The organism is Acidaminobacter hydrogenoformans DSM 2784, assembly GCF_900103005.1.
GTDB lineage: Bacteria > Bacillota > Clostridia > Peptostreptococcales > Acidaminobacteraceae > Acidaminobacter > Acidaminobacter hydrogenoformans.
The window spans coordinates 50,877-77,716 of record NZ_FMWL01000010.1 but is presented as its reverse complement, the minus strand read 5'-3'; the positions used below and the strand labels follow the sequence as shown (position 1 = coordinate 77,716).

27 protein-coding genes and 1 riboswitch are annotated in these 26,840 nt (G+C 48.5%); of the genes, 3 read left to right on the top strand and 24 right to left on the bottom strand.

Features of this window, described 5'->3' with window-relative positions; translation table 11 throughout:
- Nucleotides 1-153: 153 nt before the first annotated feature.
- Nucleotides 154-957: an ion transporter gene (locus BLP63_RS10375; RefSeq protein ID WP_092591252.1), complete on the top strand. Its 804-nt coding sequence runs from the start codon at nucleotides 154-156 to the stop codon at nucleotides 955-957.
- A gap of 114 nt (nucleotides 958-1,071) precedes the next feature.
- Here BLP63_RS10375 and BLP63_RS10370 read toward each other — a convergent pair whose 3' ends face one another.
- From BLP63_RS10370 to BLP63_RS10260, 22 genes are all read right to left on the bottom strand, one after another.
- On the bottom strand, nucleotides 1,072-1,647 hold the full coding sequence (locus tag BLP63_RS10370; protein WP_092591250.1) for a DUF937 domain-containing protein: 576 nt from the start codon (nucleotides 1,645-1,647) through the stop codon (nucleotides 1,072-1,074).
- Nucleotides 1,648-1,999: 352 nt separating this feature from the next.
- Nucleotides 2,000-2,476, bottom strand: a complete 477-nt coding sequence (grdA, locus tag BLP63_RS10365; protein ID WP_092591248.1) for a glycine/sarcosine/betaine reductase complex selenoprotein A — start codon at nucleotides 2,474-2,476, stop codon at nucleotides 2,000-2,002.
- A 176-nt stretch (nucleotides 2,477-2,652) separates the two neighbouring features.
- A complete protein-coding gene (locus BLP63_RS10360; protein ID WP_092591246.1) occupies nucleotides 2,653-2,931 on the bottom strand; it encodes a YkoF family thiamine/hydroxymethylpyrimidine-binding protein in 279 nt (92 codons plus the stop codon).
- Entirely contained in the window at nucleotides 2,889-3,575 is a 687-nt protein-coding gene (locus tag BLP63_RS10355; RefSeq protein ID WP_092591305.1) for a class I SAM-dependent methyltransferase, read from the bottom strand. Before BLP63_RS10355 ends, BLP63_RS10360 begins: the two co-directional genes overlap by 43 nt.
- 119 nt (nucleotides 3,576-3,694) lie before the next feature.
- Complete coding sequence (locus BLP63_RS10350; RefSeq protein ID WP_092591244.1) at nucleotides 3,695-4,444, bottom strand: ABC transporter ATP-binding protein; 750 nt, start codon at nucleotides 4,442-4,444, stop codon at nucleotides 3,695-3,697.
- A complete protein-coding gene (locus BLP63_RS10345; protein ID WP_092591242.1) occupies nucleotides 4,422-5,447 on the bottom strand; it encodes an ABC transporter substrate-binding protein in 1,026 nt (341 codons plus the stop codon). The genes BLP63_RS10350 and BLP63_RS10345 overlap by 23 nt, the downstream gene beginning before the upstream one ends.
- A gap of 73 nt (nucleotides 5,448-5,520) precedes the next feature.
- The gene (locus tag BLP63_RS10340) at nucleotides 5,521-6,285 is read right to left on the bottom strand and encodes an ABC transporter permease (protein WP_092591240.1); all 765 of its coding nucleotides are present in this window, start codon (nucleotides 6,283-6,285) and stop codon (nucleotides 5,521-5,523) included.
- Complete coding sequence (locus BLP63_RS10335) at nucleotides 6,260-6,544, bottom strand: thiamine-binding protein (protein ID WP_092591238.1); 285 nt, start codon at nucleotides 6,542-6,544, stop codon at nucleotides 6,260-6,262. Before BLP63_RS10335 ends, BLP63_RS10340 begins: the two co-directional genes overlap by 26 nt.
- A 57-nt stretch (nucleotides 6,545-6,601) precedes the next feature.
- A riboswitch (TPP riboswitch) is annotated at nucleotides 6,602-6,708 on the bottom strand.
- Between the two features lie 128 nt (nucleotides 6,709-6,836).
- The gene (locus tag BLP63_RS10330; RefSeq protein ID WP_092591236.1) at nucleotides 6,837-8,198 is read right to left on the bottom strand and encodes a DEAD/DEAH box helicase; all 1,362 of its coding nucleotides are present in this window, start codon (nucleotides 8,196-8,198) and stop codon (nucleotides 6,837-6,839) included.
- A gap of 273 nt (nucleotides 8,199-8,471) precedes the next feature.
- Nucleotides 8,472-9,428, bottom strand: a complete 957-nt coding sequence (locus tag BLP63_RS10325; protein ID WP_092591234.1) for an FMN-binding protein — start codon at nucleotides 9,426-9,428, stop codon at nucleotides 8,472-8,474.
- Nucleotides 9,429-9,523: 95 nt separating this feature from the next.
- Nucleotides 9,524-10,684: a response regulator transcription factor gene (locus tag BLP63_RS10320; RefSeq protein ID WP_092591232.1), complete on the bottom strand. Its 1,161-nt coding sequence runs from the start codon at nucleotides 10,682-10,684 to the stop codon at nucleotides 9,524-9,526.
- 4 nt (nucleotides 10,685-10,688) lie between these two features.
- Nucleotides 10,689-12,155, bottom strand: coding sequence for a sensor histidine kinase (locus BLP63_RS10315; protein ID WP_242870876.1), 1,467 nt, complete (start codon nucleotides 12,153-12,155; stop codon nucleotides 10,689-10,691).
- Nucleotides 12,156-12,529: 374 nt separating this feature from the next.
- Nucleotides 12,530-13,327: an arsenite methyltransferase gene (gene arsM, locus BLP63_RS10310; RefSeq protein ID WP_092591228.1), complete on the bottom strand. Its 798-nt coding sequence runs from the start codon at nucleotides 13,325-13,327 to the stop codon at nucleotides 12,530-12,532.
- 126 nt (nucleotides 13,328-13,453) lie between these two features.
- The gene (gene sigZ, locus BLP63_RS10305) at nucleotides 13,454-14,035 is read right to left on the bottom strand and encodes an RNA polymerase sigma factor SigZ (RefSeq protein WP_092591226.1); all 582 of its coding nucleotides are present in this window, start codon (nucleotides 14,033-14,035) and stop codon (nucleotides 13,454-13,456) included.
- A gap of 127 nt (nucleotides 14,036-14,162) precedes the next feature.
- On the bottom strand, nucleotides 14,163-16,334 hold the full coding sequence (glgX, locus tag BLP63_RS10300; protein WP_330387138.1) for a glycogen debranching protein GlgX: 2,172 nt from the start codon (nucleotides 16,332-16,334) through the stop codon (nucleotides 14,163-14,165).
- Between the two features lie 77 nt (nucleotides 16,335-16,411).
- The gene (locus tag BLP63_RS10295; protein ID WP_092591224.1) at nucleotides 16,412-17,134 is read right to left on the bottom strand and encodes a DUF434 domain-containing protein; all 723 of its coding nucleotides are present in this window, start codon (nucleotides 17,132-17,134) and stop codon (nucleotides 16,412-16,414) included.
- A 239-nt stretch (nucleotides 17,135-17,373) separates the two neighbouring features.
- On the bottom strand, nucleotides 17,374-17,832 hold the full coding sequence (locus BLP63_RS10290) for a Fur family transcriptional regulator (RefSeq protein ID WP_092591222.1): 459 nt from the start codon (nucleotides 17,830-17,832) through the stop codon (nucleotides 17,374-17,376).
- Between the two features lie 288 nt (nucleotides 17,833-18,120).
- A complete protein-coding gene (locus BLP63_RS10280) occupies nucleotides 18,121-18,945 on the bottom strand; it encodes an MBL fold metallo-hydrolase (RefSeq protein WP_092591220.1) in 825 nt (274 codons plus the stop codon).
- A 262-nt stretch (nucleotides 18,946-19,207) separates the two neighbouring features.
- A complete protein-coding gene (locus BLP63_RS10275; protein ID WP_092591218.1) occupies nucleotides 19,208-19,963 on the bottom strand; it encodes a sulfite exporter TauE/SafE family protein in 756 nt (251 codons plus the stop codon).
- 27 nt (nucleotides 19,964-19,990) lie between these two features.
- The gene (locus tag BLP63_RS10270; protein WP_170829400.1) at nucleotides 19,991-21,307 is read right to left on the bottom strand and encodes an amidohydrolase family protein; all 1,317 of its coding nucleotides are present in this window, start codon (nucleotides 21,305-21,307) and stop codon (nucleotides 19,991-19,993) included.
- Between the two features lie 9 nt (nucleotides 21,308-21,316).
- Complete coding sequence (locus BLP63_RS10265; protein WP_242870873.1) at nucleotides 21,317-21,769, bottom strand: hypothetical protein; 453 nt, start codon at nucleotides 21,767-21,769, stop codon at nucleotides 21,317-21,319.
- On the bottom strand, nucleotides 21,766-22,650 hold the full coding sequence (locus BLP63_RS10260; RefSeq protein ID WP_092591214.1) for a DUF3100 domain-containing protein: 885 nt from the start codon (nucleotides 22,648-22,650) through the stop codon (nucleotides 21,766-21,768). Before BLP63_RS10260 ends, BLP63_RS10265 begins: the two co-directional genes overlap by 4 nt.
- A gap of 140 nt (nucleotides 22,651-22,790) precedes the next feature.
- On the opposite strand from BLP63_RS10260, the gene BLP63_RS10255 reads away from it, so the two are divergent.
- Together BLP63_RS10255 and BLP63_RS10250 are read left to right on the top strand one after the other, a co-directional pair.
- On the top strand, nucleotides 22,791-23,474 hold the full coding sequence (locus BLP63_RS10255; RefSeq protein WP_092591212.1) for a Crp/Fnr family transcriptional regulator: 684 nt from the start codon (nucleotides 22,791-22,793) through the stop codon (nucleotides 23,472-23,474).
- Between the two features lie 186 nt (nucleotides 23,475-23,660).
- Nucleotides 23,661-24,044, top strand: a complete 384-nt coding sequence (locus tag BLP63_RS10250; protein ID WP_092591210.1) for a hypothetical protein — start codon at nucleotides 23,661-23,663, stop codon at nucleotides 24,042-24,044.
- Nucleotides 24,045-24,172: 128 nt separating this feature from the next.
- Here the strand turns inward: BLP63_RS10250 and BLP63_RS10245 are convergent, their stop codons facing one another.
- Together BLP63_RS10245 and BLP63_RS10240 are read right to left on the bottom strand one after the other, a co-directional pair.
- Nucleotides 24,173-25,288 carry an AfsR/SARP family transcriptional regulator gene (locus BLP63_RS10245; RefSeq protein WP_092591208.1) on the bottom strand — a complete coding sequence of 372 codons (1,116 nt, stop codon included), beginning with the start codon at nucleotides 25,286-25,288 and terminating at the stop codon, nucleotides 24,173-24,175.
- A complete protein-coding gene (locus BLP63_RS10240; RefSeq protein WP_092591206.1) occupies nucleotides 25,282-26,829 on the bottom strand; it encodes an amidohydrolase in 1,548 nt (515 codons plus the stop codon). Before BLP63_RS10240 ends, BLP63_RS10245 begins: the two co-directional genes overlap by 7 nt.
- Between the last annotated feature and the right edge of the window lie 11 nt (nucleotides 26,830-26,840).

Here is a 26,840-nt window from a genome sequence, read left to right as displayed (position 1 = left end):
AATAAATATTTATGCTGCACTTTATTGGTATAGTTCGTTAAAAAGCAAACCTTTCTTTCTCATTCTGTTGACTCAATTCTCTTCCTTTGTCTGACACTTTTTATTGCTGTATAATAACGCTATAGAAATCCGCAGGAAAAAGAGGTGTCAAAAATGCGAGAAGCACTGAAATCCAAACTTTATGAGATCATTTTTGAAGCGGAAACTCCAGAAGGAAAAGCCTACGACGTGTTTCTCATCATCTCTATTATCATCAGCAGCCTTTTAATTATGCTTGAAAGTGTCGTTAGCATACAAATGACCTACGGAACGCTGCTGTTTCGCCTGGAGTGGTTTTTTGTCATCCTGTTTACACTGGAATATTTTTTGAGGCTCTATGTCGTTAAACGAAGGCGGCATTACGCCGTCAGCTTCTTTGGCTTCGTGGATTTGTTGTCTATTTTGCCGGCTTACGCGAGTATTTTTCTCCCGACGGCGCGGTTTTTAATGTTAATCAGGGTGTTCAGGCTTCTCAGGCTCTTTAGAATCTTTAAAATGGTGCGGTATGTGGAAGAATCAGGAACGCTGATTCGCGCGCTCAGAGCCAGTCGACCCAAGATCACGGTTTTTTTGCTTACTATTGTTTTCATTGTCGTTTTGGCAGGTGCGCTAATGTATATTGTTGAGGGGCCACAGTACGGGTTTGACAACATTCCGGAGTCTATGTACTGGGCTATTGTGACGGTAACGACGGTAGGTTATGGGGATATTTCACCGCAAACGCCCATCGGAAAGCTCATTTCAAGTTTGCTGATGGTCATAGCTTACGGGATCATTGCCGTCCCAACGGGGATCATCACAAGTGAGCTTTCAGCCGCGGAGAAAAAATCTGTGAAATTGGCGACCTGCCCCCATTGCTTTTCTGAGGATCATGCGGTTGACGCTGTTTACTGCAATAAGTGCGGCGGAAAATTGTAATTGGTCACTTGAACGGACAAAAGCAGCCTGCTCTGGGTTTTGAGGCCCTGAGCAGGCTGCTTTATTGTCTGCTTGATTTTTGCAGCACTGCGTTGTTTATTTGAGTGGCCTGCCTTAACGCTTTTTCATAAAACTGCCAATCAGATTCCCAATGTCGTCCATGATGTCGCCATCCTTGTCAGCATCCAGAATTTTTGAAGCCATCCCCATCAGGCCGCTGTCACCGCGGGACATGGCGCCGTTCAACAAGTTTGAAACACCGGAAGCGTCCAGATTCTGCTGCTTTTTTTGCTGGCCAAGAGCGCCCAAAAGGAGTGGCGCCAGCTGGGTTAAAAGCCCGGAAACCTGGCTGCTTTGGAGACCGGTTTGACTTGCCAGATTCTGCTGGACAACCTGTTTTTTGCCTGACAGGATATGCTCCAGAATTTTCTCGCCGTCATTTGTGTCAACTTTGCCAAGGAATCCATCAAGGTCGTCGACGTCATCTTCTTCATGCTGCTCCAAGGCTTTTGCAAGGGCTGAAGCGCCTTCAGGCGTGCTGGCATTCTGTCCGAGGGCTTTCATAAGGGTAGGGAGTCCTATCTTCGCGAGCTGATTGACTTGCTCTGGGTTTGCGCCAACGGATTGGCCAAGCTTATTCAGTGCATCAGGGTTGTTGAGCTGGCCGGCTAAAAGTTCCATAAGATTCATACGTAGCGCCTCCTTAATTTCATTTAAATGGTTTATACCCAATAGGTTTTGTAAATAACATGATTTTCCAGTTTTGCGGTTTAAAGCTTATTTTGCCGCGAAAGGTGATGGCTGGACGCGATTAATCAAAAAAAAGTGGCAAGCGGATGACTGGCATCCACTTGCCACTTTATTCGCAATACGCGAGTTTGAAGTTTTAACTGCATTACATTTTTGGCGATTCGACCGAACCGCGCTTCAGGTTGGATTTGGAATTAATCAGGATATTAATCAGGGTTTTATATCAGGGTTTTGGTGGTGCATTTTATTGCGTTATGTTGCTTTTTATATCCCTAAACTATCGGCGCGATTATTAGAGATATTTGCAGTAAGAAGATCTCATGTTGGTCATCTCAGTGACGATTTCGTCCACGTTGAGAACCATTTCCATCATGCCGATCTGATCTTCGTAGACATCTGCGTCTACGTCTGCCTTGAACTCTGGCTCTACCGCGTGGTAGACAGAAAGTCCAAGAGATACGCCCGCGAGGCAACCTGCGAACGTTGGGTCACCATTGGTGACGGTCTCAGCTGCAAGACCAGCTGATTCTGCTTCTGCTGCGCCGAAGATGACAACGACATTCTCATGGCCGTACTCATCTGCTAAAGATTTAACCCTGTTCTGATTCTCCAAATCCATGGCCCCTGCAGCCGTTCAGACAAAACACTCTGTTGCGGAATAGACGACTGTTGCGTCGCCATTCGTCTTGACGCATTCTTCGATCGCTTGGCCCGGAACACCGTCACGGTCGCCAATGATGATCACTTTTTTGTTGGCTAAAATGCTCATTCATCCCATCCTTTCTTTTTTCCATAACTACATGGATTAAAAATTTTTATACCCACTCAGATCCTATAAGAAACTTTTATCTGATAACTTAATTATAGTTATATTTTAAACATGTTCAAGGGATTTAGAGGTTTTTCTTGAAATTAATTTGTCGCTGAAGCCTGCCGAAATCTTATTTATAAGCCACAAGTGTTGGAAAGTCTGATGTCGAGCGTGAACTGCGCCTCGGCGTTCATCGTTTGATAAAGCGCCTTGACCATTTCGAGGATCGTGTCCAGCTCACCTGTGATGAGGGTCGACATAGCATTGGTTTCTACGGTCAATGGGTAGGCGTTGATGATTTCCAGAGCCTTTTCCACCGTCGCTGTTGGATCCTGGCTTTGGATGGGTGTAAGGGCTAATTGCGCGCCGACTAACCCAGCGGCTTTTCCAGCGGCTTTTCCCACAACAGACATATGAACCCTCCTCGGTTGATTGCCTGGTAGTGTGTTTCAGAGTCAGTCTTTAACAGGTTTTCAGCCGCTTCTGGCGGTGTAAAAAGGCATTCCCTGGTGCGAACCAGACAATCGGGATAATAAGCCGCCATTTCTTCAAGGGTTTTCAATGCGGCATGCTTGAAGACTGTATCCTTCTGGAAGGGCTCTGAGGTGTAAAGCCGGCCCCATGGTGAATCCAGGTGAATAGTCCCTATCAGAAGCTTACCGCCGGGCTTCAGTACCCTGAAGAGCTCACTGAGCGCACGCTCTGGCTCTTTGACAAATTCGAAAGCCGCCATGGAAAATACGGCGTCAAAGGTATTGTCCTGAAACTCCAGCTGATAAAGATCCATGTGCTTAAAAGTTATTGGTAAATCACCAGATTTTCCTCTGGCTATTTCCAGCATTTCTTCCGAGACGTCAATGCCGGTCACAAATGCGCCTCTCTCTGCCAGTTTGACAGAAAAATTTCCGGTGCCGCAGCCCACATCCAGAATACTTTGGCCTCTTTCAGGCGTAAAGAGCTCAAAGGCACAGGCGGTTTCAACCGCATCCACAAAACTGCCCATTTGGGTGGCGTACCACTGGTCATAATCTTTTGCGACAGCGTTAAAAATAGTCATTTTCATCATCCTTGTCACGCTTTTTTTAACGGGACAGGGACTCATGGTCAGGGACAGGGACGGACCAGCTGCGCGGTCCGGCCCTGTCCCCAACCATAAGTCCCTGTCCCCAACCAAAATCAAAAACTGTGCAGCAGCTTCTTCTTCAGCTGGGTGAAGGTCTCCGAGACCATCATATCCCTATTCCTCGGCCTTGGAAGGTCCACCACAATCTCTTCCTTGATCGTTGAGGGCCGGTCGGACATCAGGTAAATCCGGTCAGACAGATAAATGGCCTCCTCAATATCATGGGTGATAAACAAGATGGACGCCTCCAGCGCGCTGTTGACACCCAGCAGCCAGTCCTGCATCTTGGCCTTCGTCAGCGCGTCCAGGCCTCCAAAGGGCTCGTCCAGCAGCATGATGTCTTTGGAGTAAACATACGTCCGCATCATTGCAGCCCGCTGGCGCATGCCGCCCGAGAGCTGATGGGGATACTTATGCTCAAAGCCTTCCAGGCCAAAGGTCTCAAAGAGTCCTGCCACTTCATCCCTGGCAGCCTTCTTCGAAACACCCTTCACCCGCAGGGGCAGCGCCACATTATCAATGATCTTCAGCCACGACAGCAGCAAGTCCTTCTGGTACATATAGCTCACCAGGCCTTTGCGCTCCTTGACCGGCGCGCCATCAATACGGATTTCGCCTTCATCCTCAAGGATCAGACCGGAGATCATGTTGAACAGCGTGCTCTTGCCGCAGCCGGAGGGGCCAATGATTGAGACAAACTCATTCTCTCCCAGTACCAGTGATACGTCGCTGACCGCAAAGGTGTCCTCAAAGGTCTTCTTAACCCCAACCAGCTCCAGCCTATTTTTTCGGGAGGAAGTCATTGGTAAATGCCCCCTCAGCGTCCAGCTCAGATTCGATCAGGCCATTCTCGAACATCCAGCCGGCGTAATTCGACCAAATCTGAAGATCCATGATGCCCCACTGAGACGCATCCGCTTGATACTGATCCGCCAGATAGATCTGTGACGCCACCGCAATCTTTTCATCCACCTCAGGCGCCGCCTTCAGCAGGGACTTGACCGCTTCTTCAGGGTTTTCCATGGCATACTCATAGCCTTTCGAAGTCGCCGCCAAAAATTTCTCCACCAGCTCTGGCCGCGCGCTCAGCGTGTCCTCTTTGGCAATGATGACCGGGGTGTAGAAGTCGAGATTCTCCTCAAAGTCCTGCAGAAGAATGAAATTGATGGGCACCTCGTTGACCTCAGCCGCAATGCCGTCCCAGCCATAGTAGATCCATGTAAAATCGACGTGATTCTGAGTCGCCGCGAAGAAGTCCAGCGCCCCCAGGTCCACCATTTCAAGCTTTGTGAAGTCCGCGCCCTCCTTGGCCATCAGCCCGCTGAGCACTGCGACCTCAGCCGGCGATCCCCAGCCGCCGTATTTCTTGCCTTCAAAGTCCTTTGGCGTCACAATCCCCTTCTCCACCGGCGAGGCGAAGCCGGAGGTGTTGTGCTGTATGATTGCTGCGATCGCTTTCACCGGAAGGGGCTCAGCCGCCGTCCTGGCGTAGGTGATCTCTTCCTGGTAGGAGATTCCAAACTCCCCCTGGCCTGCGGCGATCAAGCTCGCGGAGCCCCCCTCCGCCGGCTGGATGATCTCCACGTCAAGGCCGGCCTCTTCGTAAAAGCCCAGGTCCTGAGCCACGTAGAGCCCGGTGTGGTTGGTATTCGGTACCCAGTCCAGCACCACCGTAACCTTTTCAGGCTCTGCCGATGGTCCCTGAGCCCCATCCCCCGCCTCCTCCGGCGCCGTCTGCTGACAGCCCGCAAGTGCCAGGGCGGCCGCCAAAATCAATATAAGTCCAATCACATTCAATTTTCTCATTTGTATGAACCCTCCAAAATAATGTCGTTTGTTGATAAGGTGGGATGGCGTGACCATCGGCAACGCACTGCCCTTAATTTTCCCGGTCCGCCGACCAGGGCATCAGAATTTTCTGAAGCAGATCTATGGCCTTGAAAACCGCAATGCTGAGTACCACCACAATCAAAATAGCCGCGAACATCTTGTCCAGGGCGAAGGAATGCCGCACCCGCAGCATATAAACGCCGAGGCCCCCCGTCCCGCCAAGCCACTCGCCAATCACCGCGCCCATAATGGAATAGGTGGCCGCTATGCGAATGCCGGAGAACAAATTGACCAGCGCGCCGGGAAACTTGACCCAGCGGAACTGCTGGAACTGGCCCGCGCCCATGCCCTCGATCAGGTGCAGCTCGTCCGGATCCGCCGCCTCCAGCCCGTCCAGCAGGCTGACAATGATGGGGAAGAAGCAGACCAGCATGACAATCACGATCTTGGGCGTCATGCCAAACCCGAACCACATGCCGAACAGCGGCGCCAGCACTATGATGGGCACGGTCTGGGACAGGACCAGAATGGGATAGAGGCCCTTTTTGACAAGGGGCACAAAATCCATCAGCAGTGCCAGGGCAATGGAAAAGCCAATGGCCGCCAGAAACCCCACCCCCGCTTCCTGCAGGGTGATCCAGATGTGGCTGCGCAGGCCGGGGAGCTCGGTGATCAAAGCTTTCAGGACACTGGTCGGCGCCGGCAAGGTAAAGGCGTCCACCCACCCTGCTTTTACAGACAGCTCCCAAAGGGCAGTCAGCGCGGCCAGGAAGACCGCGGCCGGCCATTTACCGGTATTTGCCGACTTTTTCATCAATCGTCACGCCCCCGGGCTTGTAATCTATCTTGACCACGGAGCACACGCGCTCCGCGCCCTGCTCGACGCAGATTTCCTGGGCGCGCTTCACGATTCTGAGAAGCGCGTCCAGATCCCCCTCCATGGTGGTTTCCATAGGACCCACGGTATGGGCGACCCCGGTGCTCTTGATGTAATCGATCACGGCGTCCACGACGGGGTAGATTTTTGATTCAGGTACGCTTGGAATGACTTGCAGGCTTACATTGGTGAGCATAGCTGTTTCTCCTTTCGCAAATAAAAAAGACTCATCCGAGGGGATGAGTCGCATCTTTGCGTGCTTATGTCTCCTCCCTTCGCTGGCATGATCCAGAGCAGGTGATATGGGTCGGAACTCACAGTTCCCTCTCAGCCAGTTTACTGACTCCCCCGTACATCTTCGTTTCAGTTGTGGTGATGCGTATTGCGCGGTGCTTGTTACGTTGTGTTCGAACACCAACATCATAATCCTTGCTTCAGGATTTGTCAAATGGTTGATGGATGCTGATGTTTTTCGTCTTCGCGGCAGTTTACCTTCTTCGGCGTCTGCGGCGCGGGGAACCATCGGCAGTCTCTGAAAAAGCCGACGCTGTGGCGGACTTTACAGAAGCTTGCTCTGGACTCTTAGCTGGAGACTTGGCAGCCTTGTGATGGCCTTCGAGCTTTTTTCGCGGGCCTTTGCCTGGTGCCCTGGCTTGCGCCTTGACTTGCGCCGGGGCCAGCAGGTCGTCCTTGACCGTGGCATCCAGCGGGAAAGGATGCACCTTCACCTCAGGAATACGTTTGCCTATAGTCTTCTCAATATCCTTCAGCAGCGGCAGCTCCTCCACGTCGCAAAAGGACATGGCGATCCCGCTGAGGCCGGCCCGGCCCGTTCTGCCAATCCGGTGAACGTAGGTCTCAGGCACGTTTGGAAGATCAAAGTTAATGACGTAGGAAAGCTCGTCAATATCAATCCCCCTGGCCGCAATGTCCGTGGCCACAAGTACCCTGATGGCACCCTTCCTGAAGTTCTCCAGGGCGTTCTGCCGGCTGTTCTGACTCTTGTCCCCATGGATAGCCATAGCAGAAATATGGGCCTTTACCAGCTCCCGCACGACGCGGTCAGCGCCATGCTTCGTCCGGGTAAACACCAGTACCGACTCAATGGCCGGGTCTTTGAGCAAGTGGATCAAAAGCTTGCGCTTATTGGCCTTATTGACCAGATAAACGCTCTGGCTGATCGCTTCTACCGTGACAACCTCTGGGGTGACGGACACTTTTGCCGGATGCTTCAGCATGGCATCCGCAAGCGCTGAAATTTCCTTGGGCATGGTCGCCGAAAACAGCAGCGTCTGCCGCTCCGCAGGTACCTTTGCCACAATCCGCTTCACGTCGTGGATGAAGCCCATGTCCAGCATACGGTCCGCCTCGTCCAGGATGAGGATTTTTACTTGATCCAGCTTGATGATGCCTTGGTTCATAAGGTCATTCAAACGTCCCGGGGTCGCGACTAAAACGTCGAGGCCCTCTTTGATCATCTTTTCCTGAGGGCCCTGAGGCACCCCTCCAAAGATGACGCCCGTCTTCAAATGCACGTGGCGGCCGTAAGCGTGAAAGCTGTCTTTTATTTGAATGGCCAGCTCTCTGGTCGGTGTCAGGATCAGCGACCGGATGCCTTTGTGTTTTTTTGTGTGGTGATCCTGGAGCTGATCCATCTCAACGATCCTTTGGAGGGTCGGAATAGCGAAGGCAGCTGTCTTTCCGGTGCCTGTCTGGGCACAGCCCAGCACGTCCCTGCCCGTGAGGACGAGCGGGATCGCCTGATCCTGAATTTCCGTAGGTTCCACATATTGCTCTTCTTTTATTGCTTTTAGTATGGCGGGCATGATGCCCAGTTTCTTAAACTTCAATCTGAAAACTCCTTTAATTTGCCTTTCGCGCTGTTATTTTAAGGTTTCTGTGGCAAAGGCCTAAAGATCATTGTATGCTATTTAGTCCATTCTGTCCAATTTTTGTTGGGGGACAGGGACATCTGGTGGGGGACTGGGCCGGCCCAGTCCCCCACCAGATGTCCCTGTCCCGCCCTGTCCATTTATCAAAAATAATCCTGAAACCTTCCAAGCCGTACAAGTAAAAAAGAGCCGCTTCTCAGCGACTCCTCCAAGGGGGCAAATCTATAAATTTTATAACACGCCGTCGCGCTTCATTTCCTCGAGCAGTTCACCTGCAAGCTTCAAATAATTGTCCCAAGCCGTATTTCGAATCGTAAAGCCACTTGAAGCGTAGTCCCCGGATTCATCCGTTGAAGGCAGCCCGGTGAGATCTAAAAGGTCCTGACGCTCAACGACTTTCGCATTCAACGCATCCATTTGGACATTGAACCCTATTCGTGACGGTTCCTGATATTCAACACTCTCATATTTTGACTGGCGATAAAACTTCTTCAGCGCCGGTTCTTCAATCTCCTCAGGTGAGTTCGCGAAGATCTCGTCATAGCGCACAGAAATGATTTTTCCATCCTCTACCACGACCTGAACAAAGCCCGTTAAGCCGCCGCCCAGCTGCTCAGCAACACTGTAATACTTTTTTGCCGATGGTTGGCCAAGCAACGGTTCAAGCTTCTCAGCAAGCGGAATCATAGACTGATTGATACTGTTCGACGCACCCGTAATCGTATCAAACTCCCCTGTGATGCGCTGCTCCTCAAGCATCTGCTGCTCAACCGCTACGACACTTTGTACCCACGCAGCGCCTTTCTTGTCGCCCATACTGAAATTATATTCAGAAAGTCGTTTCGGCACATTTTGATAGTAACGCTCATAATAATTTGGTCGCGTGATCTCATTGAACTCTATGTAGACAAGCTTGTCCTCATTCTTGACGATCTCCAGCATTCCAAGGTGACCTTGTCTGAAACGCTCCTCAATCGCATAGTAATCCCCTTTAACGATCCCAAGGGGCGGCTGAATGTCCCATTCAAGTGCATTCTCAGTTGATTCGGCAGCCGTTTCCTGAGCAGGCGCATCCGCTTTTGCCGCTTCTTCAGCTGGTTTTTGTGCCTCTGCAGCGCCACAGGCAGAAAGACTAATTACAAGACCTGCCAGCATTAAGAGTTTTAGAGCTTTTGATTTTAGCACCATCTTAACCCTCCTCGAATACTTTCCAATGATTTGTTATATATTTATCATATAGCTTTCCATTGGAAGATCGAAGGTTCAAATCATGGCTTTTACCCTTACAAATTACGGTTATCCTTCTGTCTATACTGCGTTGGTGTCATCCCAAAGTGACGTTTGAATAATTTTCCAAAATACTCGTCGCTATAGCCCAATCTTTCAGCGATTTCATAATTTTTAAATGCATTGTCACTTAACAGTTTCATAGCCCTGTGAAGTTTAACTTTGGTGATATAATCCCCCAAAGTCACCCCGGTTTCGCGCTTGAAGCACTCAGCGAGATAATTCCGCGTCAGATAAAGGGTCTCAGCAATTTCATCTTGTGTGGAGATCGATTCACTGTGACTTAGGATATACGCCTTGATCCTCTGGACAACGGGATGTCCATTTCCCCAGGGATCAAGTGTATCCAAGACCTCAACAAGGGCTTTGAATCGCTGACTCAAAAGGTCGATCCCCTGTGCGTCATCCAAATTTGTAACTGCCAAACCTGTATCAGCCTTCACCCCGAGCTCATCCGATTCACGCCATGTGCCCCATTCCAAACCAACTGGGATTACCTCGCTTTCATCCAGGAACTCCGGAAGCCACGTTAAAGAGCGATTGAGCGCGGATCGAATTTCAAGACAAACCTTGTCGAGGACCGCCTTGGTTTTAATCCAGTCACCGTCCAGCGTCTCATAAGTTGATCGCATGACTGCCTGAAACTGACTATGGGCGCGAAATCTCTCGCCTGTCAACGAAGCGATGACCTCCTGCACCTGACCTTCTGGATAGAACGGCGCCACAGAAGCATTCAAGCTGCTTTTTAAAGTTTGAACCTCAGCTTCCCTGGCTTCAATCGCTTCTAAATGTAATCTAATCTTGGACAACAAATTTTGAAGCGGACCTGCTTCCACGGGCTTCAGCAAATAATCGAAAATCCCATATTGAATCGCCTCTTTGGCAAAACTGAACTCTCCGTAGTCTGACAGAAAGACAACACAGGGCACCAAGGCTTCCTGGTACACCGCCTTCAGAAGCTCAAGGCCGTCCATGACCGGCATACGGATATCCGTAATGAGCACATCAAAGCTTGACCGCCTTAACTTATCAAGGGCTTCAAGACCATCCCGAGCCTCATCCTCAATTTTAAAACCGGAGTCCGCGCCCCAAATCGATAGATTTTTTATTTGTCGTCTAAAAATCTGGACATCGTCCACAATCATAACGCGATACATGGCGTTAATCCCTCCTTGACGCTGGCAGGCTAAAGCAAGCGGTCGCACCTTGACCAGGGGCACCGGCTAAGGTTACCACACCCCCGTGCTTCTCTATGATCTTCTTTACCGTCGCTAGCCCTACGCCCTGGCCCTCAAATTCTTCAGAACGGTGTCCTCTTCCAAAAATTGAAAACAGCTGAGATTTTGCTGATGGTTCAAAGCCAACACCATTATCTTGAACGCAAACCCACACAACGTCAGCTTTCTTGTTTGCCGAAATCATGATCCGCGGCTCCGAGATCGGTCGCGTAAATTTGTATGCGTTGTCCAGCAAATTCATGACGACCTGACGCAGCATGACGCGATCACCTTTAACGGCAGGTAAATCGCTTGGATATTCAATCTGAATTTTTCGGTTTTGGGCGCCCCGGCTTAGAGCTTCAAGACACTCTGCTACCAGGTCTCTCAGATTCACCTCTACCACCCTGAGGGGCATCTGCGACATTCTAGCATATCTCAAGAGATGTTCGATCAAGACGACCATATCCGATACTGTCATTCGCATCTCAACGAGCATGTCTTTACCAGACTGAGTCAAGGTGCTTTCCTGCTCCGCTTCTAACATGGACACATAGGCCTGAATCGCCCTGAGAGGTGCTTTCAGGTCGTGGGAAACCGTACTTGTAAAAGCTTCGAGCTCAGAGACTGCCGCTTCCAACTGCTTTGTCCTCTCTTTCACACGCTTTTCCAGGCCTTCATTGAGATTTAGAATTTCACGGTTGGCTCGCGCCAGCGCCTCTTGCTTTCGTTCGAGATCAAGTTTGGCCGCCAGTGTGCCCTCAACGAATCGCACCGTGACGCCTCCAGCGACAGAGAAGAATATTCCGGAAAGGATCAACGTCAGCTGCGCCTCTTCATTAAAATTAAACCAGGCTATTCCAATAGGCTCACCCCGGACCAATACCCGCTGAACAAAAAGCAGCATCCACGCGAAGACCAATCCTCCGAAAAACATGAGTCCCATGGTCAAGGAATTGCGATGACTTCCCTCGCGAACCTCAATGCCCAATCCGCGGCGAATGAACGGCAATTGAAGAAGCGCATCAGAAAGCGCTAAGAACACTGCTTCGACAACAATGCCTTTAAGTGCGAAAATCATGATGATATCGTTGGGGATAGCTCTGACCGCATCTGGATATAAGAAACCGCCGTTCAATTTCAGAAACAGAGGGAAGAAAAATAAATATAATCCCAGTCTTGCAATACTATAGATCACTTGAAGCACATAGGCATTGAAAATCAGATGCTTTGATTTTTGTCTTCGTTTAACCCCCATACCCTGGGTTCCAATCCAAAGTACATAGGCGATCACCGGCACGACTGATGCCCATCCATTGTATGGCCCCAATATAAACGGATAAACAAAAAGTCCGCCCACGAAAAGGGCAACAAAACCGTATCTTGCGCCCCATGCCAGAGTTATGACCATCGGCAAAACCAGGCTCCATGGGAAATTTATTGAGAACTCGTCAAATGCTAACCGTGTTGAAAAAAATATGCCCGCCAAGCTCGCAACACCCAGAACCCATGAGGTTATAAACTTTTTTCGATCCAGTCCAAGTCGCCTCAGCATATCATTTTCACCACACTTTTCTTCGGATTAAGTTTATCTTAGTCCATTATATATGGAGAATGTGGTCTTTTGATGTTTTTTTTGGTGCGGCCCAGTCCCCCACCATCCGTCCCTGTCCCCCACCAGCAACTGACATTCAAAAAAGGCGCCGGATCCCCCACGGCCACTCTGCCGGGTTCACCAACGCCCGTCTTTCCAAAACGCTCTGATACTTCTGCGTCTCTTCGCGCCTAAGCCTTCACCGCCTCAATCAAATAAGACGCCACATAGTCCTCCGCTTTGTGCCCTGGCGCCCAGGAGGAGATCAGCTCACGGCTGTTGTCCTTTGGCACCAGTCGGATCTCCTTAAAACCGGCCTTTTCCATCATGGCCCTGAGGTCCTCCACATATTCCGCACCGCTGATACAGCTGGCCACCAGCCTGAGATCTGCCTTCATAGCCTCTGGCAGCGCCGCGGTTGCCACCACGTCTGAGGCTGCAATCCGCCCGCCTGGCTTCAGCACTCTATAGGCATCCTTAAAAACCTGCTGCTTGTCCACAGACAAATTGATCACACAGTTCGAAATAATGACATCCACAGAGGCATCCGCCACGGGCAGATGCTCAATTTCGCCCAACCTGAAATCCATGTTCTCGAAGCCCGCCTCGTGGGCGTGCTTTCTCGCCAGCCTCACCATGTCCGGTGTCATATCGACCCCAATCACATAGCCCGTTTCCCCCACTTGACGGTGCGCGAGGAAGCAGTCAAAGCCCCCGCCACTGCCCAGGTCCAGCACGACCTCGCCGGCCTTGAGCCCCGCGATCGCTGTTGGATTGCCACAGCCCAGCGCCATGTTGGCACCCTCCGGAGCATGCCCAACCTCTTCCGCCGAATAACCAATTATTGCAGACGCATCCAGCAGGTTCACCGTCTGAGTCCCGCAGCACCCACTACCACTGCAGCAGCCGCCGCCATCAGTACCCTTATTTTGCGCCACCGCGGCATAATTATTCTGAATATGTTCCCTTATTTTTTCTTTTTCTTGCATTTTAAACCCTCCACAGACTCTGATTATGCTTTAAAAACGCATTCACCCTTACAGACGGTGCAAAACTAAAAAGGACGCAAAAATTTTTAAAAAAAGACACAAGTTCAATTTGAACCTGCGCCTTTTTCAACATTTTTTCTCAGGCTGATACCTCTGAAAGTCAATGATGTTCCCACACCGGTCAAATTCCAGCCGGCAGCAGTCCAGCATCATTTCCTTCAGCAGCTTCCTGCCGCGCTGCACCCTGGACTTCGCCCCAGACACCGACAGCCCCAGCCGTGCCGCCAGTGCCGTCTGCGTCAGGTTCTCGTATTCCGTCAGCATGATGGCCTCCCGGTACTTTTCCGGCAACCGCTGAATCATGCCCGTCAGACAATTTGCCATTTCGGCGTTGGCATTCCCCCCAACCACCAGTACTTCTGCCGATGGTTCCGCCACCCCACCTATACCCTCAACCAAATCCTCAGGGAGTGCCTCAAATGTCTTGCCGCTCCGGTAATAGTCAATAATGACATTCCGGGCAATCTGATAAATCCACGAGTGCAGTTTATCCTGATCCTGCAGCGTGTCAAGCCTCAGGCTGATCTTTACAAACACTTCCTGTAATAAGTCCTCTGCATCATGAGGATTTGACACGCGCCTGGCAATAAACTTTTCAAGGGGCTCATGAAGGGTCTCCCACAAACAAGTCACACAGGTTTCTGCCATGTCATCACACCCTTTCGCGAATTCTTAGGAGACTGTAATATTTCTGTAATATTAGAAACCCAAAATTTAATAAAGCTAGTGCAGGGAGGACGTGACCCGCCTTCTCAGCACCAGCTTCACCACCTGTTCAATTTTCACCTCTTCTTTTTGCCTGAATCTTGCAAGCCATAAGTATCACGACTGATCTCGGTTCAAAGACAAGTTTCAAATGCGCTGCCATCATATCACAAGGTTCTTCAACGATTTCCTTTCCGACCGGCAGCGCCGTGTTGACCGCCATCCGCCATTCAAAACCAAGAGGAAGGGTAGGCAGCACTGCCTCCTGAGACTTCCAGTGCATGTTCATGCCAATGTAGAAAATTTCATCATGCTGATCGTCCTTACCGTCTTCAGCTTTGCCCGCCAGCATAACCCCAAGGTAACGCGTTTCGGCGTCATTTGACAGCTTCCAGGGCTCCAGGCCATGCTTACTCACATATGGAAAGCCGCATTTTGCCTGACCTGTGCTGTCCCTGAGTACCGCATAATGTTTCCTCATGGCAATCATCTTACGGAAGAAGTCATAGACATCCCTGTTTTTCTCCAGAAGCCCCCAGTCCAGCCAAGAAATCTCATTGTCCTGACAATATGCGTTATTGTTGCCATACTGCGTGTTGCAAAATTCATCTCCGGCAAAGAACATAGGCGTGCCCTGGCTGGCCATCAAAACCGCGCAGGCATTCTTAACCAGGCGCTTTCGAAGTGCCATGATTTCAGGGTTGTCTGTCTCTCCCTCAGCACCACAGTTCCAACTGTGGTTGTGATTTTCACCATCTGTATTATTCCAGCCATTGGCCTCATTATGCTTTTCATTATAGCTGTAAAGGTCATACAAGGTAAAGCCATCGTGGCAAGTAATAAAATTGACAGAAGCATTACTCCCCCGGTGAACGGGATCATAGAGGTCATGAGAGCCCGCTATTCTTTCAGCAATAATGGAGGCAAGTCCAGCATCCCCTTTCAGGAAGCGTCTGATATCATCCCTGTAGCGGCCATTCCACTCAGACCAGCGTTTCCAGGAAGGAAAACTACCCACTTGATACAACCCACCTGCATCCCATGCCTCCGCGATCAGCTTAACATTAGCCAAAATAGGATCATGAGCCAAATTTTTAAGGAGCGGTGGATTAGTATCTGGATAACCGTCTTCATTGCGCCCGAGGATGGACGCAAGATCAAACCTGAAGCCATCCACCCTGTACTCTGTCACCCAATACCGGAGGCAGTCCAAAATCATACGCTGCACCACAGGATGGTTCGCGTTTAAAGTATTGCCCACCCCACTGAAATTGTAATACCGACCATCGGGTGTCAACATATAGTAAATATTGTTGTCAAGGCCCTTGAAGGAGATATAGGGACCTCTCTCGTCGCCTTCAGCGGTATGGTTAAACACCACATCCAAAAAAACTTCAATGCCGTTCTCATTTAGTGTCTTAATCAGGGTCTTGAGTTCTTTCCCCTCCTGGTTATATTCGATGCCTGCTGTATATCCAGTATTTGGCGCGAAAAAACAGACAGGGTTATAGCCCCAGTAGTCCAGAAGATTGACCCCATCGACTTCACGCAGATCTCTGCACTCATCGAATTCAAAAATAGGCATCAGCTCTACAGCGTTGACCCCAAGTTCTTTCAAGTAAGGCAGCTTTTCCATCAGGCCGTGAAAAGTTCCTGGATGCTTGACGCCGGAAGAGTTATGGCGTGTAAACCCCCTCACATGAAGTTCATAAATAATCAGGTCCTGCATAGGGATTAATGGCTGTTTGCTGTTTGCCCAGTCAAAGCCATTCGTGACCACTCGCGCCTTGTAAACATCCCCATCGCCCTGTCTATGACCCCATTTGCTCTGCCCCGTCACCGCTTTCGCATAGGGATCCAGCAGGTAGCGTGTCTTATTAAAAATCAAACCATTTTCAGGCTCATATGGCCCATCCACCAGAAAAGCATACTCAAAAGATTCAATATCCAGATCAAAGACAATCATAGAAAAGACATGTCCTATTCTGTAATTGTCTGGAAACGGAATGATCACATAAGGCTCCCCCGCTTCCCGTTCGAACAGCGCCAGGCTGCAAGATGTCGCGTTTTGCGAGAAAATAGTGAAGCTTACCCCACCAGGTACTGCGACTGCCCCATTTTGAAGGAAAAACCCGGGACGGATTTTATGGCCTTCATACTCGTCAATTGGCATCAGCTCACGCCACACAAAATTTTCCGTGCCACTGGAATGCCGGATTGCTTCGCCTCTCACTCTTGACACACGCTCACCCCATCTCTCTTTATTTATTCGAAAAATTCATACCCGACAAATTTAAGCCTTAACTGAAGCTTCATGACTCAGTGTCGCGCTTCCAGATCTACAATCCATGACTCTGGCAGCCACCGCTCAATGATCCACCGGCCCAGGTTAAACCAGCTCTCGCAGTCATCCAGGATCACCGAGTCCCCTGTGACGACCCCAGACGCGATTGCCAGCGTCACATCCGGATTTTTAACTATAACGACCTCTACAGGACATACCCAATTGTTAGCTTCTTCTAAAATCAACTGCCCCAGACGCCCCGAGTTGGAGACTGGCGCGTCCAAAAAAAAGGTCGCGCGAGATGCCCCAAGCTCCCTCAGCGCCCGTCCAATAAGACTTAATGCGCGCTTAGTCTTATCAACGATGCTGTAGGATCCACGCAGGCCTGCCAAATCCCTGAGGACGCCATCCCGGCCGAGAATCAAAGGACTGCCGGACAGCGCCACCTCAAGCAAAATGATCAGGTTGAACCCGTCAATGTTGAGCGGGGTTTGGGGTACCGCGACCATCGGCAGCAAAGTCTCTGCTCTACGGGCGCATTGATGGTGTGTCGCCGCCGCACGCTGAAGGGCGGTTCGCTGCCTGGCGGTCAGCTGGTAATGGCCACCCACCAGATCGACCACTTGTTTGAGTTTATAGTCGCGGTCCAGCAGCCAGATCATCTCGTTGAGTGCCTGCCTCAGCTGCTTCGTCGCCGCCACAGAAAAGCACGCCTCATCAGAAGGATCATAGCCCCGCCGCTTTGTTTTAGGTGTCATGGCAAGCCTTCTTTCGCTGTTTCAATGCTTATATATTTAATATATTACCCATTCTGAGAAAACTCACGACAAATTGCTTAGTAGGGTTTCTGGTTGGGGACAGGGACTTCTGGTTGGTGCCTGTCCCCAACCAGAAGTCCCTGTCCCCAACCAGAAGACGCACCAAAATAGAAGCTGGCCCGCAAGCCAGCTTCCTAAAAAATGATCTATGTCCTCTTAAGTGCATCCAAATTGAACCACTAAGCTGATGGGCTCCGCCCTGCCTTGATGCAGTCGGCGCACGTTCCCGTCATAACAATTGTGATATCATCAATATCATCCTCAAATACCGACTCCAGATAATCGCGCTGCTCAATCATGGACTTGAATATCTCCGGATTACTGTATTCCTTGATTTGGCCGCATACGCGGCAGTGAAAATGCATATGCAGCTTTTTGCGGCTAAAAAGGTCCAGTTCATAAAAACGGTCGTGATGAATCTCGATTTCCTTTATTATACCAAGCCTCACCATCAAATCCAGATTCCTATAAACCGTTGGCACACTAACACCCTGATCTTTGGTGAGCTTGTGAATATCTTCAGGTTTTAAGTGATCGGGTGTCGTGACGAAAAGCTCCGTCATTGCTTTTCTTGAGCGCGTAAACTTGTAACCTTTTGAAATCAGAAGCGCCTGAATTTCCAATACTTTTTTGTCCATTTCTAAATTGCTGCCCCCTTCCAAAAGGCCTTAGCCGGCCTCAAACCAGAACGCGTAGTTTGAATGATGGACTATGCCCATTTGGTCTGTTTCAGCGCACCTTACTGTCAGCTTTAACTCAGAGATCATAGTTTCATTTCCCGTTCTTTTTTGCCGATGGTTGCAATAACCCACCATCGGCAAAATTTAAAGGCTTACTTAATGGACGCCTCAAGACTTTCAACATACCCCTGAAGCCAGTCCCCCTCAAAATCCTCAATACGGCCCTCGTTCGCCTCAATTCTTAACTTAGAGCGCAAGTACCTGGCCCGCCGACAAATAGTGAATGCGATCCCCCATTACCACCTTTAAGGTCTGATAAGCTTTGATCCCAGTGCAGTGGCATGTATAATAAACTGCTTTACGCTTCAAGAGCTCTTCTCCCAGGGCTTTGACTGTCTCCTCAGGCTCCGTCTTGTCCGTTGACCTGGCATAGAGATGAAATCCGCCAATCACGACGTCTGGCGCGCCAAGTCCAATGGCCTCCATGTGGTTCATGATATTGACAATGCCCCGGTGGGCACAGCCTGCAATAAGCACGCGCTTCCCCGCTTCCTCAATCACCAGGTTCTGCTCGTGGTTGAAATCGTCTATTTTCAGGGCACCATCCTCCATCATAAAGAGAGCGTCATTGCCCGAAGGCTTGAACAGGTCCCCCTTTACATCCGAAAAGACCGTCAGCGCATCATTGATTTTTTTAAACTGATCACAAAAAATCAACTGGGGACTTGCGGACAGTGACTGATCTATGCCTATGTACGCGTTGCCTCCGTCGCTTCGGGCTGCGTAATGCGCTTTAAACGCTTCTTTGTGAAGATAAATGTCTGCACTTTCATTGAGACTCAAAAATTTCTTTAAACCACCGCCATGATCATAGTGCCCATGTGAGAGGACCATGAGGTCAACCGCGCTGAGGTCGACCTCCAGCCTCACGGCGTTTGCAGCGAATTTTTCGCTCGCCCCAGTATCAAACAGCAGCTTGTGATTTCCAGTTTCCACATAAAGGCTGAGGCCATGTTCTGTCATAAATTGATCTGATATCGAAGTATTTTCAATGAGACATTTTAAAATCATTTCCATCGCTCCCAGCTTTCAGAAACATTTATCATATCATTGTCGTTTCGGGCATATGTTATTTACAATATAATTATACGCCTAATTCGACTAAGTTCAAACACTGTTTTTCAACATATGCCACAAACTTTTTCTAATGCGCATTACAGAATGTGGTGTAAGAACCAGTGTACGAAAAGCTGATGCTTTGAGTTTAATTTTTCTCACCCAAAACATCAGCTTCCTTCGGCCATAAATTATTCATTTATAGTAGCGCGCGTTTTTAATTAATTAAATTCACTGCCAGCATATAGCAAGAAGAAGAAATCGCGAGTCCTGCAACAATATATTTCAACGATTTCAAATTGATCTTTCCTGAAAAGTTCGCGCCTGCCAAAACCCCAACACCGTGTGCAGCTACACTCACAACCGCCAACAGCATCATATTGTCGAGGTTTGAATTGCCAAAATACCCTATAAATGCCGGAAGCGCAATCGCTATCGAATCCAGCAGGCTGATTCCCACCGCCATTCTCAGATTGACTCCCAAGCTTGCAAGCAATGGCACCATCAGGACTGGGCCTCCTGCACCTGTCAGAGAGCAGATAGCAGCGGTTGCAAACCCCATAATTATCAGAACACCTTTATTTCTGAGATAGTTTGAAGCCACCTTACCTTCATTGTCCTTCTGACGCCTGACAATCAGTGAAATCCCCGAAAAAAGCACAACCGAATATAGCAGTATTTTCGCGATGTCCACGGGTATGATCAAATTGAGCTGCACCCCTGCAAATGCCCCAAATAGACTTCCAATGCATAAAGGCGTGGCAATCCCAAAATCCAAGTGTCCCTGCTTCATGTAGGCGAGCGCCCCCAAGATCCCTGAAGTCAAAAAGGATATGAAGCTCAGCGCTAACGCCTCTGTCAAGGGCATCCCCAGAAATCCATTGAGCGTAATTGGGATCAGAAATCCTGCGATCCCTGAAATCCCAATGAGTATACCAACCACTAAATTTATCAGCAAAATAACTGCAATCATAATTTTTCTTCCTTTAACTTAAATAATTTAATCGACTGTAGCCGCTTTACTTGCCATGTACATAATCTTTTCCTCGTCCAGCGTCAGTACTTTCCGATTCCGCATGATCACTTTTCCGTTGACCACCATATCCGCCACATCATTGGCACATACGGTCTCCAGAAGCGTGTGCGCGAGGTTGTTTGTCGGCATAATATGCGGCTGATTGAGGTCGATCGAAATCAGGTCCGCCACTTTTCCTTTGCCGATGGTCCCAAGACGGTCCACCATGCCCAAAGCGGCAGCGCCACCGGTTGTCGCCATTTTAAGTATAGATTTCGCCGGCAAAATGACGGGATTCGACTGCGTCGACCCTATGTGCGCGTTGATCACCGACCGCATAATTTTCATCTCATTCCACAAACTCAGTCCTCCGTGCGCAGCACCATCTGTGCCAAGAGCGACCGGAACCTTCTGCTGAAGCAGTCTTGGCGTCTGAGGCACCCCTTTGCCTGAATTGGAGAATGGACAGTGAACAACAGATACCCCACGTTCCCGAATCATATCAATTTCTTCGTCCGAGGTCAAAATGCAATGAGCCGCGTGAAAATTTTGCTGGAGCACACCCAAGTCATCCAAGTACTGAAACGGCCTCTTTCCATGATGTTCTAAGCTGAAATTCACTTCATTAGGATACTCATTCATGTGCATATGGAGTTTTGTGTCAGCTTCGAGCGCCGCTTCTGACGCCAATCGAATCAGGTCTTCCGAACAGGACAATATAGAACGGATGGAGAAATGGACTGATAATTGTCCATCTCCCGCACCGTGGTAGTTCTCATACAAAGCCATATTCTGTGAAATCGCTTCTTTCGCTGAGTGTGTCATGTTGCTGGGCATTACCTCTGAATCTATGGTCGAACAGGTCAGCGCACCTCGTAAGCCAGACTCAAGGATCTGCGCTGCAATCGCCTCCATATGCCTGCCGCCAGCTTCAACAAAGGATGTCGTCCCCGACTTGATCATTTCAAGCGAAGCAAGCTGTGCGCTCAGTTCTGCCATTTCTTTGGTTAAACCATTTTCATAGGGCAGCATGATCCGAGTCCAAATCATTGGCAGTTCATCCAGAATTTTTCCCCGAAGAAGCTGCTGCGTGATATGTGTGTGCGCGTCCACGAGACCGGGCATCCACAGCTTATCTTTGCCCTCTATGATCTCCTTGCCTTCTGAACTGTCAATCTGTTCCTCTGGTGCGACCTCTACAATGAGATTATTTTTGATCACAATGGAGTGATTCTTACAAATTTCAAGATGCTCATTCAATACCATTCCGCCACGAATTATCAAGTCATATTTTTTCTCCATAGTCATCCCCTAAATCACGTTGGTAAATTTCAATACATAGTGTGAAATAGTCGCAGAAGCGATAAACGTACCCGTCATGACAAGCAGACCAATGACAATCATCTTCCAGCCTTGCTTTGCGAAGGTCTTGACTTCATTGCCTATGGAAATGCCTGCGAAAGCGCCAACAATGGTCAGAGGTGCGGCGAAGTTGACCTTGGATGCGTAATTCAGAATTGCACCTGAAACTGGTGAAATTGGGCTGGCGAGCAGCATCCCGATCAAAGAGCAGTAGGCAACGACAGGCAGCTTGATTGGGATAATCTTGCTGGCGGCAACGGCCAGCAATGTGATGCCAAGCAATATCAGCACGCCAGGCAAAGACTCGATAAATGAGGTTTTATATCCGACGAAGTTTGCGGTTAGGATGCCTAAACCGACAATCGGCAAAAGTATAATCCATTCCCTGTACCTGATCATCATTTGACTGCCTCCTCTGCAGGAATTTGATTATGGGTATCCGTTGACTTTGAACGACCAAGCGCGAATTTTCCAAGTGTTGGCTCAAGCTTGTTATACAGCCAATTCGTGATTGGAAGCGCCAGAAAGAGTCCAATGTAAATGCCATCAATGCCGGATAAAGTTTCGCTGGTACCGGCAAAAGCCATGATCTGATCTGCCAATTCCGGATAGATGGCTGCGAGGCTTGCGGATGCGGACGCCATCATAATACCCGCACCGACTCCGGAAGCCATTGCCAAGGCAAAGGGATGCCATAGCCCTGTGGCGGCACACATTGTGGCCATGAAGCCAAAATAAATGGTTCCCACCATGCCCCCAACAACATAGATGGATAAGCTGCCTCGGGTCTCGGCAGAATCAGGGCCATAGACGTCATTGACTAAAGCCAGACTCGTTTCGCGGTTTATGGAGTGACAGGCACCAATAGACTCTCTTTTCAGGCCAAGCAAAATTGCGATAGGCAGCGCTATGAAAATTGTGCCCAGGTTGCCGAGCTCCTGCAGGAATAAAGCGGGACCCGCAGAAATGACCTTCATGATGTTGCCGCCCGCTGAGATGCCCAGCTTTGCTATGAATGGGCCAATTGCTACGAGCACCAATCCCGAAGCCGCTTTGACTTCCTTCTCCTTAAAAAACTTAACAGCGTGAGGCCCCATGACCACACCCATGATCAATGCATAGAAGATTGGGAATAAGATCAGCATTCCCGGGCCAACAGGAAATCTTTTCTGACCAATGAGATCAGCTATAATGACGAAAACAATTGCTACCAAATAAATACGCCACTCACTTTTAAAGCGTTCTCCAACCGATGTGTACCTGTACTGGTTTCTGTGATCCATGAATCCATACCTCCTTGTTATTAGGTTGAAATAAAAATAACACAGACCATCGTTTAAAAAAAAGGACAATTGTACATTTTTACTCAGGTTAAATGGATATATAATGATGGTGAGCGTTTGAGAAAAGGAGGGACCACGCTTTGAAATTCGAAGATATTGTAAATAAGTATCCCGAGCTTAGTCAATACGTTTCGCGGATACCTTCTGATCTGAAGACGGCTTTCACATTAAGAAGCTATCCCGCAGGCTGCGTCATCCATCAAAAGGATGATGCGCTGGATACCATCGGCATTCTATTAAACGGCACACTCAAAGTTATTAATGAATTCGACACTGGAAACGCTTATATGATCGAATATAATCACCCTATTGACTTCATTGGGGATGTCACCGTACTGGCTGAAAAATGCTGCACCTCCGTGACTATTGAAGCTGTTTCAAAGTGTACCGTCATTCATTTTTCGCGGTCTGATTTCGAGTCCTGGTTAGTTCAAGATCCTGAGCTCCTGAGAATACTCGCGAGAAATGTAGCTTGTAAATTGTATAATTCCTCATACCGGCATGGCACTGAGCTGTTCTATAAATCGCCCCGTCTGTTGCTCGAATTCATCAAGAGTTATGCGGAGGGGGCGACGCCAGATTCCGAGGGCGTCTATAGAATAACCGAAACACGGCAACAGCTGTCAGAGCAGCTTGGAATGATTCAAAAGACCCTCGACAGGACGGTCAACCGTCTCAAAGAAGATGGGCTCATTTACTTAAACAAAGGGAAAATTTGTTTTACTGAGAAACAGTTAAGTAAAATTCGAAATCAGATCTATTAAGATGAGACAGCTTGGTTGGGGACAGGCACCGCCAGACGTTCAGGCGGTGCCTGTCCCCAACCAAAAACTCAGGAAGTGCCTGTCCCCAACCAAACTGTAATCTTTTATAAACACCAAGCTAATATTTGTCTGATAAGATAGTCTTCGGTAAGATCTAAAGTCAACAAAAAAAAGGAGACTATTCCAATGATGCATGACATTCACATAAAAAATCGGTCAAACTATCTAAAAAGCACCCTAATCCTTTTATCGGCCTCAGGTTTTGTTTTCATTACGGGAACGGTACACCTGCTAAAACACCTCACAAACATCCTGAGAACTGTTTCATTATATAACGCGATTGGTTTAAGCCAAACTGAAGTCCTTGAGCATCTCGTGCACAGCTACAGCTTGTTGATCCTTGTCCAAACTTTAGCGGTCTACATAGGGCTCTCTTCCCTGTTGTTCGCCGCGGCAATAATCAACCAGAAGCTGGCCTCACCCGCCTTTGAAGCCACAGCTTCCGCACGGGCGGAAAAGGATGCCCTTGAGGCCGCGACCGTAATCCTGGCACTGGATAAATTTGAATAAAACGTGATCGCAAAACCTTAATTGTTAACAATAATAGAAGCGCCAATACCTCCATTTAGCTTGGAGATACTGGCGCTTTTGATATTTGAATAACAGACTCATCTCACGCTCAAAATATCACGACGCTTTTACAACAACGTTTTCGACATCTCATCCAACGCGTCCGGATTATTGACCTTTATCTCAATGGTGTAATAAGCTGAAAGGTGCTCCAGCAGCGCTTTATACGCATGGAAAATCCTTACGGATGGCACGCATTCCTGGACCTCAGCTACGCTAACGCCATTTTGCTCCAGAAGGATCATAAGCTCATTGGTGATATAGCCAAGATCCAATAGATATCTTCTATTAAGCAATAACAGTTCATCTGGTTTTACGGCTTTGATTATTTTACGTATGATTTCAGCAACTGTGTAAAACTCAATAGACTTAAGGCTGTCAACCTCAATAGTAATTTTTCGCTGTTGATTCTTTTGATCAGAGCTCTCTTTTGAAACCTGATCTGCAGAAGTCATGAGTCTCAGATAATATTTTTTCAGTGCCTCTTCTGGTGAAATATTTAAATTGCGTCTTAATTGAGCCTCGAATTGCTTGTAATAGTGTATCGCAGCAACGCGATTTCCCATTTTACAATATGTATCCAAAGTTTTAATGGCAAAGTGGTCATTGTAGGGTTCGATCACAGAAAGTTCATTCAGAATCTGAAGCATATTGGCATAATCTTTCATCTCTTCATACATTTCAAGCAGCGCTTTCAAAACCTCAAGCTGCCTGTTTTGACAAACCACGCGTTCAAAGAGAATCATTTCGTTAAACTCATTGCAATTTCTAAGATAAAGGCCCTCTAAAAAATCACCTCTAATGAGCTTTCGAAATTCAATCAGTTCATCCAGTGTATGGGCTTCCCTGGGGTTGAATTGGTCCAAACGGATGCGATCACAGTCAAATTCAATGCTTTCATTGAGCCTGCAATACTCTTTTTTTGACAAGATCAAGCCTTCGCCGGATTCCTTCAAGGACAGCATTTTGCCAATGGTCCACAGATTGTAGCGCAAATTATATTTAGCAGCTTCTTCACTGCTGTCTGGCCATAAATAGGACGCCAGTTTTTCTTTACTCATTTCATAGCCTTTGCTTAACATCAGCAGGCAGATTAGAGCCGTCTGCTTTGTGCTCATTTGATCCTCGAAATTTTCACCATTGAAAATGATATGGACTTTTCCAAGCAGCTGAATGGTCAACATTTGTCCTGACCTTCTGCGCTGAAAACGACGCGCCCTTTCTTAATGGTATTCCTTACTCGAATGTCTTTAATTTGAGCTTCTGAACAACGAATAATGTCCTGACTCAAAATCACCAAATCCGCAAGTTTACCAATTTCTATGGTGCCCTTTCGAGATTCCTCAAAAATTGCAAAAGCAGCATTTGTCGTGAACAATTTAATCGCTTCATAGACATTTAATCGATGCCGTTTTACAGGATGATTCACTGCAGCGTGAATCCCTTGAATTGGATCTGCGGGCGTTACGTCACAGTCTGATCCACCACAGATTAAAACCTCCTGATCCGTAATTTCTCGAAACGGATTTGTGATCAAGCAGCGTTGCCCCAGACGCGCTTCATACATTTTACCTTGACCACCCCAGATACTTTCATAGGATGGAGACATTGAAAAAATTATGCCCAGGTTTTTGGCGCGCTTAATCTGTTCCTCACTGGGAAGCTCAACATGTTCGAGCCTATGCCGCAATCCCAAAACCCCTGTTTTATGACTGGCAAACTCATGGGCTGTAATGGCCTGCTCAATAGCCCTTCCACCAACGGCATAAAGCGCAAGCTGCAGACGGTTCTGATAACACTCAAGGACAAACTGGTTCAGCTCCTCCTGAGTCACATTCAGGCTGCCACGATTACCTGGCGCGTCTGTGTAATCATGAAACAGCGCGGCTGTCCGGGCGTTAAAAGTCCCATCCAGATACATGCCGCCTGCGATCCGTTTTAAGCCAAGGGAGACGACCTTCTGGACATCCATGGTTTGATAGTATAAAACCAGATCAATATCAAAATGGTCTGCATACTCATAGATGAAGTCCGCATCCTTGTCGCTGTATAGTCGTCCGCCCTCCATAGCATGGATGGTGGTGATTCCATTTTTCAAAACACATTTCAAGAAATTTTCAACCGCTTTTACCCTGAGTGTACTTGGAATATCGTTCAAGATATTTTCTCTCAGCCGGGCGTTGGCGAAATGCGTTATGACACCTGTAGGCATTTTTTTCTGATCGAAATGTATCCCTTCAAGGGTAAAAGGAATCTTGTAATACAGCAGCGCATAGGTGTTCAACATACTCACTTGATAGTCAATGCTGTCAATCAGCAGGGGCACATCATTGCAAAGCTTATCCAGAACATTCCGGTCGGGAAACGCTTTTTCTCTAAGCCTATTTCTGTCCAGCTGGATCCCATGAATGGCTTTTCCCGGGTTAGCCCGGTTTTTTTCTTTTACAAGCTTCCCAATTTCCTCGAAGGAAGTCACTTCACTCAAATCCAGGCTCAATGCGTTAAGGGCAGCTTGAACCACATGGAAATGTGAATCGATAAACCCAGGAAGCACAGAACCACCCTGAGCGTCGATCTGAACAGTTGTTTTAGTGATGTGCTTTTTATAATCGTCTCCATTGCCGAGATCGTTGATTTTATCGCCAAGAATATGTACCCAATCATAAACACGCGTCTCCACCATTGTCAGGCAACGCGCATTATGAATCAGAAGGTCTTTGGTCATGCCTTACGCCC

Bases quoted from the DNA above. Each gene is read 5' to 3' on its own strand.
- BLP63_RS10375 (WP_092591252.1), top strand. From the start codon at position 154: ATGCGAGAAGCACTGAAATCCAAACTTTATGAGATCATTTTTGAAGCG.
- BLP63_RS10370 (WP_092591250.1), bottom strand. From the start codon at position 1,647: ATGAATCTTATGGAACTTTTAGCCGGCCAGCTCAACAACCCTGATGCA.
- BLP63_RS10360 (WP_092591246.1), bottom strand. From the start codon at position 2,931: ATGTCTGTTGTGGGAAAAGCCGCTGGAAAAGCCGCTGGGTTAGTCGGC.
- BLP63_RS10355 (WP_092591305.1), bottom strand. From the start codon at position 3,575: ATGACTATTTTTAACGCTGTCGCAAAAGATTATGACCAGTGGTACGCC.
- BLP63_RS10350 (WP_092591244.1), bottom strand. From the start codon at position 4,444: ATGACTTCCTCCCGAAAAAATAGGCTGGAGCTGGTTGGGGTTAAGAAG.
- BLP63_RS10345 (WP_092591242.1), bottom strand. From the start codon at position 5,447: ATGAGAAAATTGAATGTGATTGGACTTATATTGATTTTGGCGGCCGCC.
- BLP63_RS10340 (WP_092591240.1), bottom strand. From the start codon at position 6,285: ATGAAAAAGTCGGCAAATACCGGTAAATGGCCGGCCGCGGTCTTCCTG.
- BLP63_RS10335 (WP_092591238.1), bottom strand. From the start codon at position 6,544: ATGCTCACCAATGTAAGCCTGCAAGTCATTCCAAGCGTACCTGAATCA.
- BLP63_RS10325 (WP_092591234.1), bottom strand. From the start codon at position 9,428: ATGGTGCTAAAATCAAAAGCTCTAAAACTCTTAATGCTGGCAGGTCTT.
- BLP63_RS10320 (WP_092591232.1), bottom strand. From the start codon at position 10,684: ATGTATCGCGTTATGATTGTGGACGATGTCCAGATTTTTAGACGACAA.
- BLP63_RS10315 (WP_242870876.1), bottom strand. From the start codon at position 12,155: ATGGTCATAACTCTGGCATGGGGCGCAAGATACGGTTTTGTTGCCCTT.
- arsM (WP_092591228.1), bottom strand. From the start codon at position 13,327: ATGCAAGAAAAAGAAAAAATAAGGGAACATATTCAGAATAATTATGCC.
- sigZ (WP_092591226.1), bottom strand. From the start codon at position 14,035: ATGGCAGAAACCTGTGTGACTTGTTTGTGGGAGACCCTTCATGAGCCC.
- BLP63_RS10295 (WP_092591224.1), bottom strand. From the start codon at position 17,134: ATGACACCTAAAACAAAGCGGCGGGGCTATGATCCTTCTGATGAGGCG.
- BLP63_RS10290 (WP_092591222.1), bottom strand. From the start codon at position 17,832: ATGGACAAAAAAGTATTGGAAATTCAGGCGCTTCTGATTTCAAAAGGT.
- BLP63_RS10280 (WP_092591220.1), bottom strand. From the start codon at position 18,945: ATGATTTTAAAATGTCTCATTGAAAATACTTCGATATCAGATCAATTT.
- BLP63_RS10275 (WP_092591218.1), bottom strand. From the start codon at position 19,963: ATGATTGCAGTTATTTTGCTGATAAATTTAGTGGTTGGTATACTCATT.
- BLP63_RS10270 (WP_170829400.1), bottom strand. From the start codon at position 21,307: ATGGAGAAAAAATATGACTTGATAATTCGTGGCGGAATGGTATTGAAT.
- BLP63_RS10265 (WP_242870873.1), bottom strand. From the start codon at position 21,769: ATGATGATCAGGTACAGGGAATGGATTATACTTTTGCCGATTGTCGGT.
- BLP63_RS10260 (WP_092591214.1), bottom strand. From the start codon at position 22,650: ATGGATCACAGAAACCAGTACAGGTACACATCGGTTGGAGAACGCTTT.
- BLP63_RS10250 (WP_092591210.1), top strand. From the start codon at position 23,661: ATGATGCATGACATTCACATAAAAAATCGGTCAAACTATCTAAAAAGC.
- BLP63_RS10245 (WP_092591208.1), bottom strand. From the start codon at position 25,288: ATGTTGACCATTCAGCTGCTTGGAAAAGTCCATATCATTTTCAATGGT.
- BLP63_RS10240 (WP_092591206.1), bottom strand. From the start codon at position 26,829: ATGACCAAAGACCTTCTGATTCATAATGCGCGTTGCCTGACAATGGTG.